The following is an 18,289-nucleotide window of genomic DNA, read 5'->3' on the forward strand; positions in this document are numbered from 1 at the left end:
TTGAGGCGATGTTTGAGGATCATAATCGTGCTGTCAATGCCCTCGTGGATATTGCAGGCAACCGGGCGATCGCTATCAGCACGCGAGAAGGTCCGCAGACTCACGCTAATGTCTTGAATCCGCTTCACACCTTCTCGCATCGACTCAACTAACCGAGGTAAGTCTTCCCGGATGTAGTCCAGCTCAATGGTTTCGATTTCCTCTTGAATCTCTGGCTCTAGTTGAGGATATTTTTGTTGCACTAGATCGATCAATCCAAACAAATCCTTAATGTAATCTAAGGCAGGGGTAATATTGCCAGTTAGGAAGCCGACGGGGTTATTAATTTCATGAGCAACGCCAGCAACTAAGTTTCCCAATGCTGACATTTTTTCGCTTTGAATCATTTGTAGTTGGGTTTGCTGCAAGTTTTGTAAGGCTTGCTCTAATTCTTGAGATTTTTGAATGATGGCGGCTTCGGCACGTTTGCGATCGCTAATATCTAACACCAATCCATCCCAAATCAAAGTTCCATCCGCCTGTTGTTCGATGCGAGTTTCGATGTGAATCCACTTGAGAATTCCCGATGGTGTCACAATTCGCCCTGACCAATCCAAAGCAGTTAGGGTTTGTATCGAGTCAGTAACGGACTGTTGGTAACTAGCAGCATCCTCTGGATGGACCGATTCTATAAGAAACTGCATATTAGCGATCGCTTGCTCTGGCGTAAATTCAAACAAGTCGTAACACTCGGCACTGACGTAGGTGATATATCTGACCCCATCGGCAGTCGAGCGGGCTTGATAAACAACGCCAGGAACGCGATCTACAAGTTTCTCAAAGCGAGAGTTGCTCGCACTCAAGTTTTCGAGCGAGTGCTCTAGCTGTTGGGAATAGGTTTGTGACTGTTTATAAAGTCGGGCATTTTCCAAAGAAATAGCCGCTTGAGCGCAGAGTAAATTGAGCAGTTCGACGCGATCGCTTGTGAAAGCGCCTTTTGCTAAATTATTTTCTAGATATAAAATGCCCATCAACTTGCCCTGATGCAAAATCGGGCTGCACAAGATACTATACGGCTGCTGACGAATGATATACGGGTCATTGGCTAAAGTCGGATCGGCCGTCGCATCCAGCAGCACAGCGGTTTGCCTGTTGTGCTTGACTTTGTAAATCAGCTTCAGGGGAATATCCTGACTCTCCTCAATGGCAAGGCGCTGCAACACGACTGGCTCCGCACCCTCGATAATTGACCCTTCGATCAACAGGCGATTGTCTCGCAAGAGCATGAAGACGCATTTATCAGCCCCCGCATTTTCGATAACAATATGCAGCAATGCCGAGAGTAGTTTTTCAAATTCGATTTCACCTGAGATAGTTTGGGAAGCTTTGAGAATGGCGGCTAAATCTAAAGCTACAGAGACGCTGCTACTGCTGGAACTGTGAGAACTGGTGGAGCTACTCCCCAATGAGAAGATAGTTTCGTGAGGGGAGAAGGGAGAACGGGTTTGCTGGAGGATGGGGGCGAGAAGTTGCCGATAGCATCGCTCCAAGTCGGCGACTTTGGCTTTAGCGCCCCAACGAGCATAGCCATAGTAGGCGTTCGTCATGTATTCCTGGGCAATGCGTACTTTACCCCAGTCGAGATAAAATTTGGCGGCTAGTTCATTGGCTAGTGCTTCTTCTTGGATGTATTCGTTGGCTTTGGCTCCTGAAATGGCGCGATCGTAATGTTCAATTGCTTCGGCTTTATTACCTAAAACCCGATACTTTTCTGCCTCAACTAAATACCATTTATGCTGATGATTCATGGGAGCATTCTGCGCCCATTGATGCAAAGTGGTTTGATGGGTTTCCACCAAGGCGAGAAATTCGGCTTGCTCAATTTCTGGCTGCGTGGGGAAGAGTGCCAAATGCGTCAGAGCTGTATAGAAATGGAAAAAGGGAATAAAAATCAAGCCTGATATTGCCATTAAATGCTGTTTGACTTGAGCGCTATGGTCTAGGGCAGCCGTGTAATTGCCAAAAAAGTAGGCCAGGAAAAATTTGTAGAAGTAAGCAAGAGCGATCGCTGTTAGATCGTTGTCCTGATGGTGCTTAGGAATCCTCACCCTTTCATCGTAGGCATCACCAATTAAGCAATCCGACAGAATATGAGTTTCCCTCAAGTTCTGTATCGCCTGCTGTTTCATATCCAAATAAGTCTTTGCAGAATATTGCTTTACCTCTGCCAGAACGCCCCTGTAAACTGCAATCTCAGGTTCCCAAGTGTCTAGTTCTACCCCACCAAAAAGTTTGGCATTTAAGTAAATGCCGATGTTATAGCCAGCGTTGAAAAAATCGCCAGTTTCTATACCAGTCGCATAGCCATCTTTACCCGTCAGCATCGTTGCCCTCACAGCTTCCTGACGATGTTGGATAAAAGACCCAAATAGAACTAGAACCTTGCTCTTGAATTCCCGCACATTCAATCGGTCAATCAAATTCAGTGCCAATCGCCCAAAGCGATAGCCTGTTTCCACTTCTCCCAAAAAACCGCACAGTACCAGACCATAAATCACATACCCCACTGTTGATGCAGGCGAATTCCCAAACTGGAGGGATAAACTCACCATCGTCGCGCTCAGTATAGGCAGTAATCCCGGCATTCCCTGGATAATAGGTGCAAATAACATTCCTAACATTTGCATGGCGGCCTGAGTCTGAGGATCGCTCACGATCGGGAGATCGATTAGTTCTTCAATCCGTCTATTGCTTAGTTGGCCTGCAAGGGTCTGTAGCACTTGGCTAATTTTGGCTTCATCAGGTGCAATCGGGAATTCAACTCCTAATTGCCCCAAGGCATCTCTGGCCACTGCAATAGCTTCTAACATCTGACTCTGGGCAGTCAGTGCCATGATTTGAATTTCGTAAATTTTAACTTTGTCTAAAATTGTTTGAGCTTCTTGTAACACCAGTGCTGCCATCTGTTCCATGCTGTCAAGATCGGCATTCAAATAAGCGGCTTCGGTAGCAGCAATATAGAGGTTCAGAGTCAATTCATATTGATCTTGCCAGCAGTTGGCTGTCAGTATGTCAATCCCTGTTTGCAAATAAACTCTTGCCGCATTATATGCTGTAGAATTTCTGGCTTTCTGTCCCGCTTTTAAGTTAAGTTGAGCTAAGACTTCTCGTTGTTGCGGTTGAGTAATTAACTCAATTCCTTGGTTTAAATGTCCAACAATATCAAACAGTTTTTCTTCTTGCTCTAACTTGGATAATTTTTGTTGAAGTAACCTGCCAATTTTGAGATGAGTTGCTGTTTTCTGTTCATCGGGAATCAGGGAATAAGCTGCTTGCTGTACTCGGTCATGTAAAAATCTATATTTGGCTATTTGTTTAGTAGTATTTTCATTTGACACTACCAATCTCTCATTTTCTTCTCCCTGATAAAACTTATAAACATCGCTCAGCGGCAAAATCAACCCTTCTTGTAATGCTTTCCATAAATCCGCCGACGTTTCAATTTCTGATTTTTCTGCAACAATTGCCAAAGTTGCTAAATCAAACTGATTGCCAATACAAGCTGCTAACTGCAATATCTGTTGAGTTGATAGCGGTAGTTTTCGCAATTGAAAACCCATAAATGCCACAACGTCATCTGTAACTGCTTGCTGATTCACTTGTGCAATGTCACATTGCCACCCCCCTGTAGCCCCCCCTTGGTAAGGGGGGGTTGGGGGCGTGAATTGAATCAGTCGATCTTGATGTAATGCTTTGAGAAACTGGGTAGCGAAAAACGGATTTCCTTGAGTTTTTTGAGAGATTAATTGAGAAAGAGGTAATGCCAAAGTTTCTGGACATTTCAGTGTGTCAGCCACTAATTGATTTACTTTGACTTGACTCAATGGCGCTAAAGTAATCGTGTTAATCGTTGCTTGGTTTTTTTGAATCTCACTCAAGGTCAAGATTAATGGATGTGCTGGATTAACTTCGTTATCGCGGTAGGCACCAATTAATAAAAGATAACTTGTATCAGCCATTAATAGCTCCATTAACTTCAGCGATGCTGAATCTGCCCATTGCAAATCATCTAAGAACATCACCAATGGATGTTCAGCACTGGTAAAGACTTGGGTGAATTTTTGAAACAATAAATTAAAGCGATTTTGGGCGGCTGTTCCTGATAATTCTGGTGCGGGTGATTGCTGACCGATAATTGTTTCTAGTTCGGGAATGACTTCAATAATGACTTGTCCATTTTCTCCAACTGCTGATAATATCTTATTTTTCCATTCTTGGATTTGAGCCTCGCTTTCGGTTAACAATTGCCCGATTAAATCTCGGAACGCTTGCACAAAAGCACTGAAGGGAATGTTGCGCTGAAATTGATCGTATTTGCCTTTAATGAAATAACCGCGCTGGCGCACAATTGGTTTATGCACTTCGTTGACAACTGCTGTTTTTCCAATTCCAGAAAACCCAGCTACTAACATCATTTCTGCTGCACCCAGACTGACTCGCTCAAAGGCTTGGAGTAGGGTTTTTACCTCGGTTTCTCGTCCATAGAGTTTGTCGGGGATGAGGAAGCGATCGCATACATCCCTCTGTGCAATCTCAAAGCTCTCAATCGAACCCGTAACTTGTAACTGAGTTAAACAATTTTCTAAATCAAACTTTATACCCAACGCACTCTGATATCTTTCTTCGGCATTTTTTGCCATCATTTTGGTGACTATTTCTGATAGTACAGAGGGAATTTTATCACTAATTTCATGTACTAAAGGCGAGGCTTTCGCAATATGGCAATGCACCAATTCCATTGGATTGTTTGATTGAAAAGGTAACTCTCTTGTGAGTAATTCGTAGAAAGTTACGCCTAGGGAATAGAAGTCTGTTCGATAGTCTATCCCCCGATTCATTCTGCCGGTTTGTTCTGGGGAAATATAAGCTAGTGTTCCTTCTAACACATTGGGATTGATTAGTGTTTGGGTTTCTCGCGGTAACAAGGAAGCAATGCTGAAGTCGATTAATTTGACTTGTTTGGTTTCTGGATTAATTAAGATATTGCTGGGTTTAATGTCTTTGTGAATGATGCGCTCGCGGTACAATATATCTAAGGTATTGCACAGTGCGATCGCGATTGACAAAAACTCTCTCAAAGATAGTGCGTTCTTCCCTTTAATCGCCCATTCGTGAAGCGAAATACCCCCAAAGTCTTCCATCACTAACGCATAGCCATTTCGATAGGGTTCGAGACTATAAGTTTTGATGATTTCAGGTTGACAAAGGTTTTTAGCAATGGTATATTGATTGCGAAACTGTACCAGTTCGCTAAAGGTAGGATAGTCGTTTTTCAGAATTTTGATGACGACAGGTAGTCGATCTTTGGTACGGATAGCCCGATATACCAAGGTGCGACTTCCTGAATAAACTGGTTCGATAATTTGATAGTTGGGAATTTGAACAGTTGGATGATTGTTGTTCTTTGTGTTAGAGCTATTCATGACTGTGGCTGTTTGATAATTGATGAGTCAGTGGTTGTTAAATGAGTCTGAATGCTGGCATAAAATTAACTTTTTTGTTCGGATTTAGTTGGCAAGGTGATGATAAATTCAGTTCCAGTTCCCATTATAGAGTTGACGTTCAGCGAACCGCCATGTTTTTCGACGATAATTTGACGTGCGATCGCCAATCCCAATCCCGTACCTTTACCGACAACTTTCGTAGTAAACAAATGGTCAAATATTTTTTGTTTGACAGATTCATTCATCCCCTGGCCATTATCAGCAATGACAATTTTGACCTGATGATTTTCTCTTGAAGTAGTAATTGTAATGCGGTTTGGATTTGCTTGAATTTCTGCCAAACTTCGCCCAATATTCGATTCATCTAAAGCATCAATCGCATTTGCCAGGATATTCATAAATACCTGATTTAATTGCCCAGGTAAACACTCTACTGAAGGTAAATTACCGTAGTTGGTAACAACTTCAATGGCGGGATATTGTTTGTTAGCTTTGAGGCGGTGTGTCAAAATTAAAATCGTACTATCAATACCGTCGTGAATATTAAATAGCACTTTGTAATCTTTATCAGCACGGGAGAAAGTGCGGAGTGAAGTGCTGATTTTGCAGAGGCGATCGCACGCCATTGTCATAGAATTAATTATCTTAGGCAAATCTTCTAAGCTATAATCCAATTCAATTTCTTCAGCGTGGTCTTTAATTTCATCACTCAGATTTTGCTGACTTGCTTGATATAGTTTTAAGTGGGCAATAACATCTGCTATAGTGGGTTTAACTTGTTGGAGACTAGCCGCAATAAAGCCCAAAGGATTATTCATTTCATGTCCTACCCCGGCAACTAAATTACCTAAAGCAGACATTTTCTCACTTTGAACTAACTGAAGTTGGGTTTGCTGGAGATGCTGAAGTGTTTGTTCAAGTTGGGTTGCCTGTTTTTGAGTTTTAGTTAATAGATCTATCTGCTTGAGTGCAACTCCCATTTGTGCAGCAATTTGCTGGGCAAATTGAATCTCAGACGGTTGCCAGTGACGAGGGCGATCGCATTGGTGAATGCAGAGCAATCCCCAAAGTTCATCATCTTGCATAATTGGCACAATTAACGAGGCTCTCACATGGAATTGCGCTAAAATTGCCCGATGACAATCTAACATTTCCTCTGTTTGTAAATCAGTTATTGTACAAATGCGTCCTTGTTTATAAAGGTTTGCATAGTTTTCACCAAAGCAACGATCTTGAATTTTGAATGCTATAGCAGAAGGAAATGCTGGTAGTACATCTTCGGCTATAAATTCACCATATTCGTAATTCATGTCTCGATCAAACTGATAAATTCCCACCCTATCGGCATTAATAATGCGACGAATATTTTGGGTGACTGTAGAGAAAATAGCATCCAAGTCTAAAGACTTTCGCATCTGGTTGACAACATTAAACAAGGTTTTCTGTTGTTTGAGTGATTGTTGTAGCTGTTGAGCGTTGTCTTGAGATTCTTGATAAAGCCGAGCATTTTCTAGAGATATTGCTGCTTGCGAAGAAAGGAGATTAATAACGCTAAGGCGATCTTTAGTAAAAACTCCTTGAGTCAGTTTATTTTCTAAGTAAATAATACCTATCAAATGTCCTTGATTAATAATCGGGGTACATAATACACTCCGGGGTTTTGTTCGGTACATATATTCCCCAATTACACCCGGAATATCTGTTTTTAAGTTATCTATTGCAACTGTTTGTTTGGTATTTTTGACATAATTGATAATGGTTGTGGGAAGATCTTGACAAGTATCTAGTGGTTGTGAATTAAGAATAGTTTGTATCTCAATATGAGAATTTGAGCCATGATTAATAAAGGTAATTGCCCTAACTTGCCAAATATCTCCTTGGGGAAGAATTAGTGCAGATTTTTTCGCGCCAGAGTTTTCTAGGATAATGCGAGTGAGACTGGTAATGAGTTGATCTATTTCCAGAGAACAGGAGATAGCTTGAGAGGCTTTAAGGATAGAGGTAAAATCTAGAACATCGTAAATATTGGTGCTATTAGTGCTATTCGTATGAGTAGATGAGATAGTCTCACGAAAGGCAATAGTTTCTAGGGGGTTGAGGTGAATTCTTTGCTGTTGCAGGATGGGTTGCAACAGTTTGGGATAGTATTTTGCTAAGCAATCGGTTTTGGCTTTCGCTCCCCAACGAGCGTAGCAGTAATATGCTTCTTGCATATATGCTTGGGCGACTTTTTGTTTACCCCAGTCGAGATAGAATTTGGCTGCGAGTTCGTTGCTCAGTCCTTCTTCTTGGATGTAGCTGTTTTCTTTAGCAAGAGAAATGGCTAGGTCATAATTATTCATTGCTTCTAAATATTCACCAAGAACTCGATGTCGTTCTGCCTCCACTAGATAAAATTTGTGTAGATGATTCGTTGGGTTATGACTTGTCCATTTCTGCAGATTTTTCTGATTGGCTGCTACTTGTTGCAAGATATTTTCTTGCTCAGCTTTAGGATGGTTAGGCAAAATACTTAACCCAGTGAGAGAAGCATAAAAATAGAACACAGGAATATTAAACATTCCTTTTCCGCCAGATAAATAATGTTTTGCGCGTTCGATATATTCAAGCGCTAGCTTAAATTCTTGAAACAAATAACACAGAATTAACTTATTCAAAAAGAAATGCCATAATCCTGTTTTGTCATCTTTCTGCTGATATCGTGCTAAAAGTTCCTGTTCTTTATCTGCTTCACCAATCAACACAAATGGACTTGCCGTTTGACCTAGTAAGTTCAAAATTGACTGTCGATAAAGTTCATTGTAGTTGAGCTGTGTTTGCTGATTAATCTGTGACAATGCCTTGCTATAGGCTGTCATTTCTTGTTCTAGCTCGGATAACTCACAACCCATGAAATAGGCATGGAAGCCGTAAGCATAAGCTGCGTAGCCCAAGGCCATTAAATTTCCACTTTCCCAACCACTGGAGTAAGCATTTTGCAGCAGCTTTAAGGTTTCTCTGACATGAACTTTCCAATGAAGTACAAAAGTAGAGGTAACAAATAACACTCGGGCTTCAATTGTTTTTTCTTTTAATTTAGATAATAAATTCAAACCCAATTGACCAAATTCATAGCCTTGCTCAATATCGCCAGCAACAGCACAAAGAAATAATCCGTAGGTAGAGTAGCTTAATGCAGAAATAGGTGCATTTCCATAAATCATTGATAGATTCATCTGCGTCATGATTATCAATGAATTGAGATTTGGTTTTGTCAAATAAGCAGGGACAGATATTTCATTGAGAATTTGCATCACTGCCAAAATTTGAGGGTTCGTCATCTCTGGCAGATTTAGCAGCTCTCCAGGTTTCTTGCTACCTAGAAGAGCTTGTGTTTCTTGACGCACCCGTGCAACATCTTCTAAATCCGCTGATTCAGGCAGATCGATCTCAAATTTATTTAATATTGTCAATCCAGTGTTGATGGCTGCGAGTAGCTGACCCTGTGAAGTGTACGCACTAATTCTTACAGCATAAACTTTGACTGTCTCTAATGCTGTTTTTGCCTGTTGCAGTACCACTTCTATAAGGGCTTCCATTTCATCTATATCGGTATTGAGATAGGCTGCCTCCGTTGCTTCTACATACAATGCTAGTGTCAGGTTATACTGAATTTGCCAGCGATCGCCTGCTAATAGATCGCGCCCAACTGCAAAGTATTTAACTGCCGCACTATAAGCAGTGGAATGTTTAGCTTTGCGCCCAGCGATTAAATTTAACTTTGCTAATTCCTCTCGTGCTGTTGGCTGTTCAATTAATTCGACAGCGACATTGAGCTGATTAACAATCTCAAAAATTCGTTCTTCTTGTTCACTCTCAGATGTGTTCTTTAGTAACTGTTGACCAATCCGATGAGGAGTTGTTTTCTTTTGCTCATCTGGAATCAGTGAATAAGCAGCTTGTTGGACGCGATCGTGTAAAAATTTGTATGTAACAGTCTGTTGATTTTCTTGAGCAACTGCTTGACTTTCTTGGCCAACATAAAATTTATAAACATTACCAATAGGTAAAATCAACCCTTCTTGTAATGCTTTCCACAAATCAGCAGCCGTCTCAACTTCAGATTTTTCTGAAACAATTGCCAAAGTTGCTAAATCAAACTGGTTGCCAATACAAGCAGCCAACTGCAATATATTTTGAGTTAATGGCGGTAGTTTTCGCAGTTGAAAACCCATAAAAGCTACAACGTCATCTGTAACCGCTTGCTGACTTACCTCTGCAATGTCACATTGCCAACATCCTAACTCCCAATCAAATTTAATGAATTTTTCTTGATGCAATGCTTTGAGAAACTGTGTAGCAAAAAACGGATTTCCTTGAGTTTTTTGATCGACTAATTGAGAAAGAGTCCCTGCCACACTTTCTGTACATTTCAGTGTATCAGCAACTAACTGATTCACTTGGTTTTGACTCAGTGGTGCTAAAGTAATCGTATTAATTGTGAAGAGTGTTTTTTGAATCTCACTCAAAGTCAACATTAATGGATGTGCGGGATTGACTTCGTTATCGCGGTAGGCACCAATTAATAAAAGATGACTTGTATCACCCATTAATAATTGCATTAACTTCAGCGATGCTGAATCTGCCCATTGCAAATCATCTAAGAACATCACCAATGGATGTTCAGCACTGGTAAAGACTTGGGTGAATTTTTGAAACAATAAATTAAAGCGATTTTGGGCGGCTGTTCCTGATAATTCTGGTGCGGATGGTTGTTGACCAATAATTGTTTCTAGTTCGGGGATGACTTCAATAATTACTTGACCATTTTCTCCAACTGCTGATAATATTTGGTTTTTCCATTGGTGGATTTGTGGATCGCTTTCGGTTAACAATTGTCCCATTAAATCTCGGAACGCTTGCACAAAAGCGCTGAAGGGAATATTCCGTTGAAATTGGTCAAATTTGCCTTTGATAAAATAACCGCGCTGGCGAACAATAGGTTTATGCACTTCGTTGACAACTGCTGTTTTTCCAATTCCAGAAAAACCAGCGACTAGCATCATTTCTGTGGCTCCTTGACTGACTCGCTCAAAGGCTTGGAGTAGAGTTGATACCTCGGCTTCTCGTCCATATAGTTTGTCGGGAATAATCAAGCGATCGCATACATCCCTCTGTGCAATTTCAAAGCTCTCAATTGAACCCGTAACTTGTAACTGAGTTAAACAATTTTCTAAATCAAACTTGATTCCCAACGCGCTCTGATATCTGGATTCGGCATTTTTTGCCATCAGTTTGGTGACTATTTGTGATAGTACAAAGGGAATTTGAGAATTAATTTCATGTACTAAAGGCGAGGCTTTGGCAATATGAGAATGTACTAACTCCATTGGGTCATTGGATTCAAAAGGCAATTTGACTGTCAGTAATTCGTAGAAAGTCACGCCTAAAGAATAAAAATCAGTCCGATAGTCAATCCCCCGATTCATCCGACCAGTTTGTTCTGGGGAAATATAAGCTAGAGTGCCTTCTAAGACATTGGGATTGATTAGTGTTTGGGTTTCTCGCGGTAGCAAAGATGCAATACTAAAATCGATTAATTTGACTTGTTTGGTTTCAGGATTAATTAAGATATTGCTGGGTTTAATGTCTTTGTGAATGATGCGCTCGCGGTACAATATATCTAAGGTATTGCACAGTGCGATCGCGATTTCTAAAAATTCCCTCAAAGATAGTGCGTTTTTCCCTTTAATCGCCCATTCCTGAAGAGAAATCCCGCCAAAGTCTTCCATTACCAGCGCATAGCCATTTTCATAGGGTTCCAGGCTGTAGGTTTGGACGATACTAGGTGAATTAAGGTTTTTGGTAATGGTGTATTGATTGCGAAACTGCACGAGTTCGCTAAAGGTGGGATAGTCATTTTTCAGGAGTTTGATGACCACAGGTAATTGGTCTGATGTACGGATAGCCCGATATACCAAGGTGCGACTTCCTGAATAAACTGTGGAGATAATTTGATAGTTGGGAATTTGAACATTTGTAGGAGTGTCGCTATTTTTGTCAAAGTTATTCATGGCTATTGTTGTTTGATAATTGATGAGTTAGTGGTTGTTAAATGAGTCTGAATGCTGGCATAAAATTAACTTGTTTGTTCGGATTTAGTTGGGAAGGTGATGATAAATTCTGTTCCTTTTCCCATTATAGAGTTGACGTTCAGGGAACCGCCATGTTTTTCGACGATAATTTGACGAGCTATCGCCAATCCTAATCCCGTTCCTTTCCCTACCGCTTTCGTCGTAAACAAATGATCGAAGATTTTCTCTTTGACTGATTCACTCATCCCCATACCATTATCAGTAATGGTAACTTTCACCTGGTTATCTTCTAGTGAAGTTGTAATTGTAATGCGGTTGGGATTTGCTTGAATTTCCGAAAAACTTCGACCAGTATTTGATTCATCCAACGCATCGATCGCATTGGCGAAAATGTTCATAAACACCTGGTTAAGCTGTCCGGGGAAGCATTCGATCGCCGGAATATTGCCGTAATTTTTCACTACTTCAATAGCAGGCCGCTCATCGTTGGCTTTCAATCGATATTTGAGAATTAAGGTCGTGCTATCGATGCCCTCGTGGATGTTAAAAGCAACTTTGTAGTCTTTGTCAGCTCTAGAAAACGTGCGGAGTGAAGTGCTGATACCTTTGATGCGATCGCAGCCCAATTGCATCGAATCAATCATTTTGGGCAAGTCTTCGATGATATAATCTAAATCGATATCTTCGGCATGGTCTGCAATCTTTGTTTCTGGTGCGCGCTCGCGATAGAGATTGAGATGCTCCACTAAGTCTTGAACTGTGGATTTGGCTTCACTCAAATTGCCAGTTAGGAAGCCAACGGGGTTATTGATTTCGTGAGCGACACCAGCAACTAAGTTACCCAATGCTGACATTTTTTCACTTTGAATCATTTGCAATTGGGTTTGCTGCAAGTCATATAAGGCTTGCTCTAATTCTTGAGATTTTTGAATGATGACCGCTTCGGCTAGTTGGCGATCGGTAATATCATCTGCCAAGGAAACAACTCCAATTAACTCGCCCTTGGCATTCACAAGCGGATTGTTATACCAAGCACAAATAATAGTTTTGCCATCCTTGATAACATTTTCATTGATACTGTAATTACCGCCCTGCTGCGATATGATATCGATGCTAACTAGCTCCATTTCTGCTTGAATGCTTTGAGGAATAATGAATGTAAATTTACGCCCCAAAGCTTCCTGCTTGGTGTAGCCAAAGATTCTTTCTGCTGCTAGGTTCCAGTCAGTAACCTGAAAATTGGTATCCCACTCTATCACTGCTAGTGGAGTTTGTTGAACCAATAGCTGGAGTCGTTGTTGAGATGCTCGGAGTTGTGCTTCTGCAAGTTTGCGATCGCTAATATTTTTCACAAACGTACAGTTGTACTCTTCGCCGTCGAGTTCAAGGTAGTTAACTGTTACTTCTACCGGATAGCAATGCCCTGATTTGTTGAAATTGTAAGTTTCAAAGACACAGGAACCCTGCTCTTTAACCTCCTGCCAATGCTTTTTCCAAGCTTCTGACGAAAGATCGGGGTTGAAGTCCCAAACGTGTTTTTGCAAAATCTCGATTCGGGAATAGCCGAGATCGCGGCAGGCGGCATCATTAACATAAGAAATCTGTCCACTCGGTTTAACCCACCAGACCGGCACGCTGGAACGATCGATGGCAAACTGAGTGAGTCTGAGAGATTTCTCTGCAAGCGTGCGATCGCTAATATCGATCATCATGCCATCCCAGATAATCGAACCGTCGGCTTGCCGTTCTGGTCGTGATGCCGCCTGCACCCATTTCACAGTGCCAGAGGTCGTAATAATACGCCATTGCTGCTCAAATGGCATGAGAGTCTGGGCAGAATGGACGAACGCCTGGGTCATGGCTGGGCGATCGTCGGGATACTCCAGCATCCGAATGTCTCTGATTCCTGTCAAGAACTCTTCAGGTGGTACTTCATATAGATCGGCGCAGCCTGGACTAACGTAGGGAATTGAAACAGAACCATCGAGATCCAGACGGATCTGGAAAATCATCCCAGGCACATTATCCGCCAGCTTCTGAAAGCGGGCTTTGCTGGCACTCAGTTCTGCCAGCATTTGTTGGGCTTCCTGATAGAGACGAGCATTTTCCAGGGAAATTGCGGCTTGAGTGCATAACAGATTGAGGAGTTCGACGCGATCGCTTGTGAACGCGCCTTTTGCTAAATTGTTTTCTAGGTACAACACCCCCAGCAACTTCCCTTGATGTAAAATCGGGCTGCACAAGATACTTTTGGGCTGCTGACGAATGATATACGGATCGTTAGCGAAAGTCGGATCGGCACTAGCATCAATCAGCACAGCAGTTCGCCGCTCGTGCTTGACTTTGTAAATTAGTCTGTGGGGAATGTCTTGGCACTCTTCAATCGGAAGGTGTTGCAACACAACTGGTTCCAACCCCGCAATAATTGACCCTTCGATCAGCAAGCGTTGGTCTCGCAACAGCATTAACACGCATTTATTGGCTCCCGCATTTTCGATGAGGATCGAAAGTAACGATGAAAGCAGTTTTTCAAATTCGATTTCACCTGAAATAGTTTGAGAAGCTTTGAGAATTGCAGTTAAATCTAAAGCGACAGAGACACTGCTACTGCTACAAGTTGCTCCAATTGTGGAAGTGAGACTCCCCAAGGCGAAGATGGTTTCATTAGTGGAGAGGGGAGAACGGGTTTGCTGTAATATGGGAGCCAGCAGTTGCCGATAGCGCCTTTCCAAGTCGGCAACTTTAGCTTTAGCACCCCAGCGAGCATAGCCGTAGTAGGCTTGGGTGATGTATTCTTGGGCAATGCGCTCTTTGCCCCAGTCGAGGTAGAACTTTGCCGCCAGTTCGTTAGCAAGTGCTTCTTCTTGGATATAACCGTTTTCTTTGGCTCCTGAAATGGCGCGATCGTACAAGTCCATCGCTGAGGCTTTTTCACCTAACACTCGACATTTTTCTGCCTCCACTAAATGCCACTTGTGCAAGTAGTTCATCGGTGCATGGTGCGCTCGCTTGTGCAACTTTGTCTGATTTTCTGCTACCCGTTGCAAGCGATCGGTCAAATCAGAATCCCCACTACAATCTCCAGTTAAAGCAGCAAGAGAATCATAGAAGTAAAAGATTGGCACCGTAACAATACCTGCCCCTGCTGCTAAATACTGTCTGCCCTCAGTCGCAATCTCTGACAGGGATTGCGCCGTTTCACCAAACAGGTAGCCAAGAATCAGTTTATGCAGATAGAAGAAATGAAGCCCCATCAGATCGTTGGCTGCCAACAACTGGGGTAGGAACTGCGCCTCGTCGAACAGATCGCCCACCAAAAGCTGGGAATTGTGAGCATTGCCCAACAGTTTTAAAACCGCCTGTCTGAGTATTTGAAAGCAGTTAAACGTCTGAACCTGCTTGAGATTCTTCGGCATCTGACTGTAGACGTGGATATCTCGCTCCAGCGTTAAGAGTTCCTGACTGCTGAAGTAGGCAATTTTGCAGCTATGAAATGCGCCATAACCCGCAAATTCCAAATCTCCGGTATCTAATCCAATTTGGTAGCTTTCCCGTAGAACTGGCACTGACATTTGCAAATGAGTAGTTCCATGCAGAACAAATGCCCCCAATATGACGCGGATTCTACATTCAACCTCCTTGGCATTGAGTTTTTCGATTACCGCTAACGCTAGCTTGCCAGCCCGCTCTGCCGCTTCCATGTCTTCTAAAATGCCATTCAAGAGCAGGCCATAGCTGACATAAAAGAAGGCAGAGAACGGTGCGTTGCCATGTTGAATCGAGGCATTTACCTGCGAAAAAATCAGTAATGGATATAACAAAGGATTTGTATTATAAATGCCTGGTGCAGCGCTGGCGGCAATTCTCATCGCTGCCAGGGGTTCAGATGCCGTCATGGGGGGCAGGTTTAATAACTCCTCGATCGGTCTACCTGCCAACAGGTTCACCGTATACTGAAATCCCTGCTGGATATCTTCCTGAGTAGGACAATCGGGTAATTGAATACCCAATTGACTTAGCACTTGTTTCGCCAAGGCGAGCGCATCCAAGAATTGATGCTGGAATATATGGTTTTGAATCTCTATCTCGTAGATTTTCACCCGATCGAGTAGTGTTTTCGCTTCTTGCAACACTATCTCGGCCCAATGTTCCATTTGCTCGAGTTCTCCAGCAAGAAAGGCATTTTCAGCCGCCAATTCATGCAACATTAGAGCCAATTCATACTGACTTTGCCAACAATCGGGCTTTAGCAGCGTGATTCCCGTAGTTGCGTAGGTCATAGCAGACTGATATGCGGTTGCAGACCTGGCTCTTTTGGCGGCGAGTCCGTTTAACTGGGCAATTTTCTCTCGTTCTGCGGGCTCAAGGACCAATTTCAATCCCCTGTTCAGGTGATTGACGATATCAAATAGTTTGTTGGTCTGTTCTATATCTGATGTGCGAGCGAGCAGCAGTTGACCTATATTCAGATGGATTGAAGCTTTCTGGCGATCGGGAATTAGGGAATAGGCGGCTTGTTGGACGCGATCGTGTAAAAAGCTATATTTAGCTATTTGTTTAGAGCTATTCTCACTTTCCACTGCCGATTCTTGCTGCTCTTCCCCATGATAAAATTTATAAGAACTACTAATTGGTAAAATCAATCCTTCTTGCAGTGCTCTCCACAAATTAGAAGCCGTTTCTACCTCTGAGTGTTCCGAAACAATTGCCAAAGTTACTAAATCAAACTGATTCCCAATACAAGCTGCTAACTGCAATACCTGTTGAGTTGAGGGAGGCATTTTTCCTAATTGCAATGCCATAAAAGCCACAATATCATCCGTAACTGCTTGCTGCTTAACTTGTGCAATGTCACATTGCCACCCCCCCGTAGCCCCCCCTTGATAAGGGGGGGCTGGGGGGGTGAACTGAATCAGTTGCTCTTGATGTAATACCTTGAGAAACTGTGTAGCAAAAAAGGGATTTCCTTTGGTTTTCTGAAATACCAATTGAGAAAGAGGCAAAGCTAAATTTTTTCTGCATTTCAGGGTATCAGCAACTAATTGAGTCACTGTGACTTGACTCAGTGGTGCTAAAGTAATCGTATTAATTGTGAAGAGTGTTTTTTGAATCTCACTCAAAGTCAACATTAATGGATGTGCGGGATTGACTTCGTTATCGCGGTAGGCACCAATTAATAAAAGATGACTTGTATCACCCATTAATAATTGCATTAACTTCAGCGATGCTGAATCTGCCCATTGCAAATCATCTAAGAACATCACCAATGGATGTTCAGCACTGGTAAAGACTTGGGTGAATTTTTGAAACAATAAATTAAAGCGATTTTGGGCGGCTGTTCCTGATAATTCTGGTGCGGATGGTTGTTGACCAATAATTGTTTCTAGTTCGGGGATGACTTCAATAATTACTTGACCATTTTCTCCAACTGCTGATAATATTTGGTTTTTCCAGTGCTGGATTTGTGGATCGCTTTCGGTTAACAATTGTCCCATTAAATCTCGGAACGCTTGCACAAAAGCACTGAAGGGAATATTCCGTTGAAATTGGTCAAATTTTCCTTTGATAAAATAACCGCGTTGGCGAACAATTGGTTTATGCACTTCGTTGACAACTGCTGTTTTTCCAATCCCCGAAAAACCAGCGACTAGCATCATTTCAGTGGCTCCTTGACTGACTCGCTCAAAGGCTTGGAGTAGAGTTGATACCTCGGCTTCTCGTCCGTATAGTTTGTCGGGAATAATGAAGCGATCGCATACATCTCTCTGTGCAATCTCAAAGCTTTCAATCGAACCCGTAACTTGTAACTGAGTTAAACAATTTTCTAAATCAAACTTGATACCCAACGCACTCTGATATCTTGATTCTGCATTTTTTGCCATCAGTTTTGTGACTATTTCTGATAGTACAGAGGGAATTTCGGAATTAATTTCATGCACTAAGGGCGAGGCTTTGGCAATATGAGAATGTACTAACTCCATTGGATCGTTGGATTCAAAAGGCAATTTTTCTGTCAGTAATTCGTAGAAAGTGACACCTAAAGAATAAAAATCAGTCCGATAGTCAATCCCCCGATTCATTCGGCCTGTTTGTTCTGGGGAAATATAAGCTAGTGTTCCTTCTAAGACATTGGGATTGATTAGTGTTTGGGTTTCTCGCGGTAACAAGGATGCAATGCTGAAGTCGATTAATTTGACTTGTTTTGTTTCAGGATTAATTAAGATATTGCTGGGTTTAATGTCTTTGTGAATGATGCGCTCGCGATACAATATTTCTAAGGTATTGCAGAGGGCGATCGCGATTGACAAAAACTCTCTCAAAGATAGTGCGTTCTTCCCTTTAATCGCCCATTCCTGAAGAGAAATCCCGCCAAAGTCTTCCATTACCAGCGCATAGCCATTTTCATAGGGTTCCAGGCTGTAGGTTTGGACGATACTAGGTGAATTAAGGTTTTTGGTAATGGTGTATTGATTGCGAAACTGCACGAGTTCGCTAAAGGTGGGATAGTCGTTTTTCAGGAGTTTGATGACCACAGGTAATTGGTCACAAGTACGGATAGCCCGATATACCAAGGTGCGACTTCCTGAATAAACTGTGGAGATAATTTGATAGTTGGGAATTTGAACATTTGTAGGATTGTCGCTATTTTTGTCAAAGTTATTCATGGTTATTGTTGTTTGATAATTGATGAGCGAGTGGTTGTTAAATGAGTCTGAATGCTGGCAGAAAATT

General features: G+C 42.1%; 3 protein-coding genes. All 3 read right to left on the minus strand.

Annotated elements, in window-relative coordinates; genetic code table 11:
* Positions 1-5,462: AAA family ATPase (locus tag QUA20_RS23710; RefSeq protein WP_333191656.1), on the minus strand; the 5,462-nt coding region annotated here is incomplete at its 3' end.
* A 65-nt stretch (positions 5,463-5,527) separates the two neighbouring features.
* On the minus strand, positions 5,528-11,536 hold the full coding sequence (locus QUA20_RS23715) for an AAA family ATPase (RefSeq protein WP_333191658.1): 6,009 nt from the start codon (positions 11,534-11,536) through the stop codon (positions 5,528-5,530).
* Positions 11,537-11,601: 65 nt separating this feature from the next.
* The gene (locus tag QUA20_RS23720) at positions 11,602-18,222 is read right to left on the minus strand and encodes an AAA family ATPase (RefSeq protein WP_333191660.1); all 6,621 of its coding nucleotides are present in this window, start codon (positions 18,220-18,222) and stop codon (positions 11,602-11,604) included.
* Between the last annotated feature and the right edge of the window lie 67 nt (positions 18,223-18,289).

The organism is Microcoleus sp. Pol7_A1 (assembly GCF_036701085.1).
Classification (GTDB): domain Bacteria; phylum Cyanobacteriota; class Cyanobacteriia; order Cyanobacteriales; family Microcoleaceae; genus Microcoleus; species Microcoleus asticus.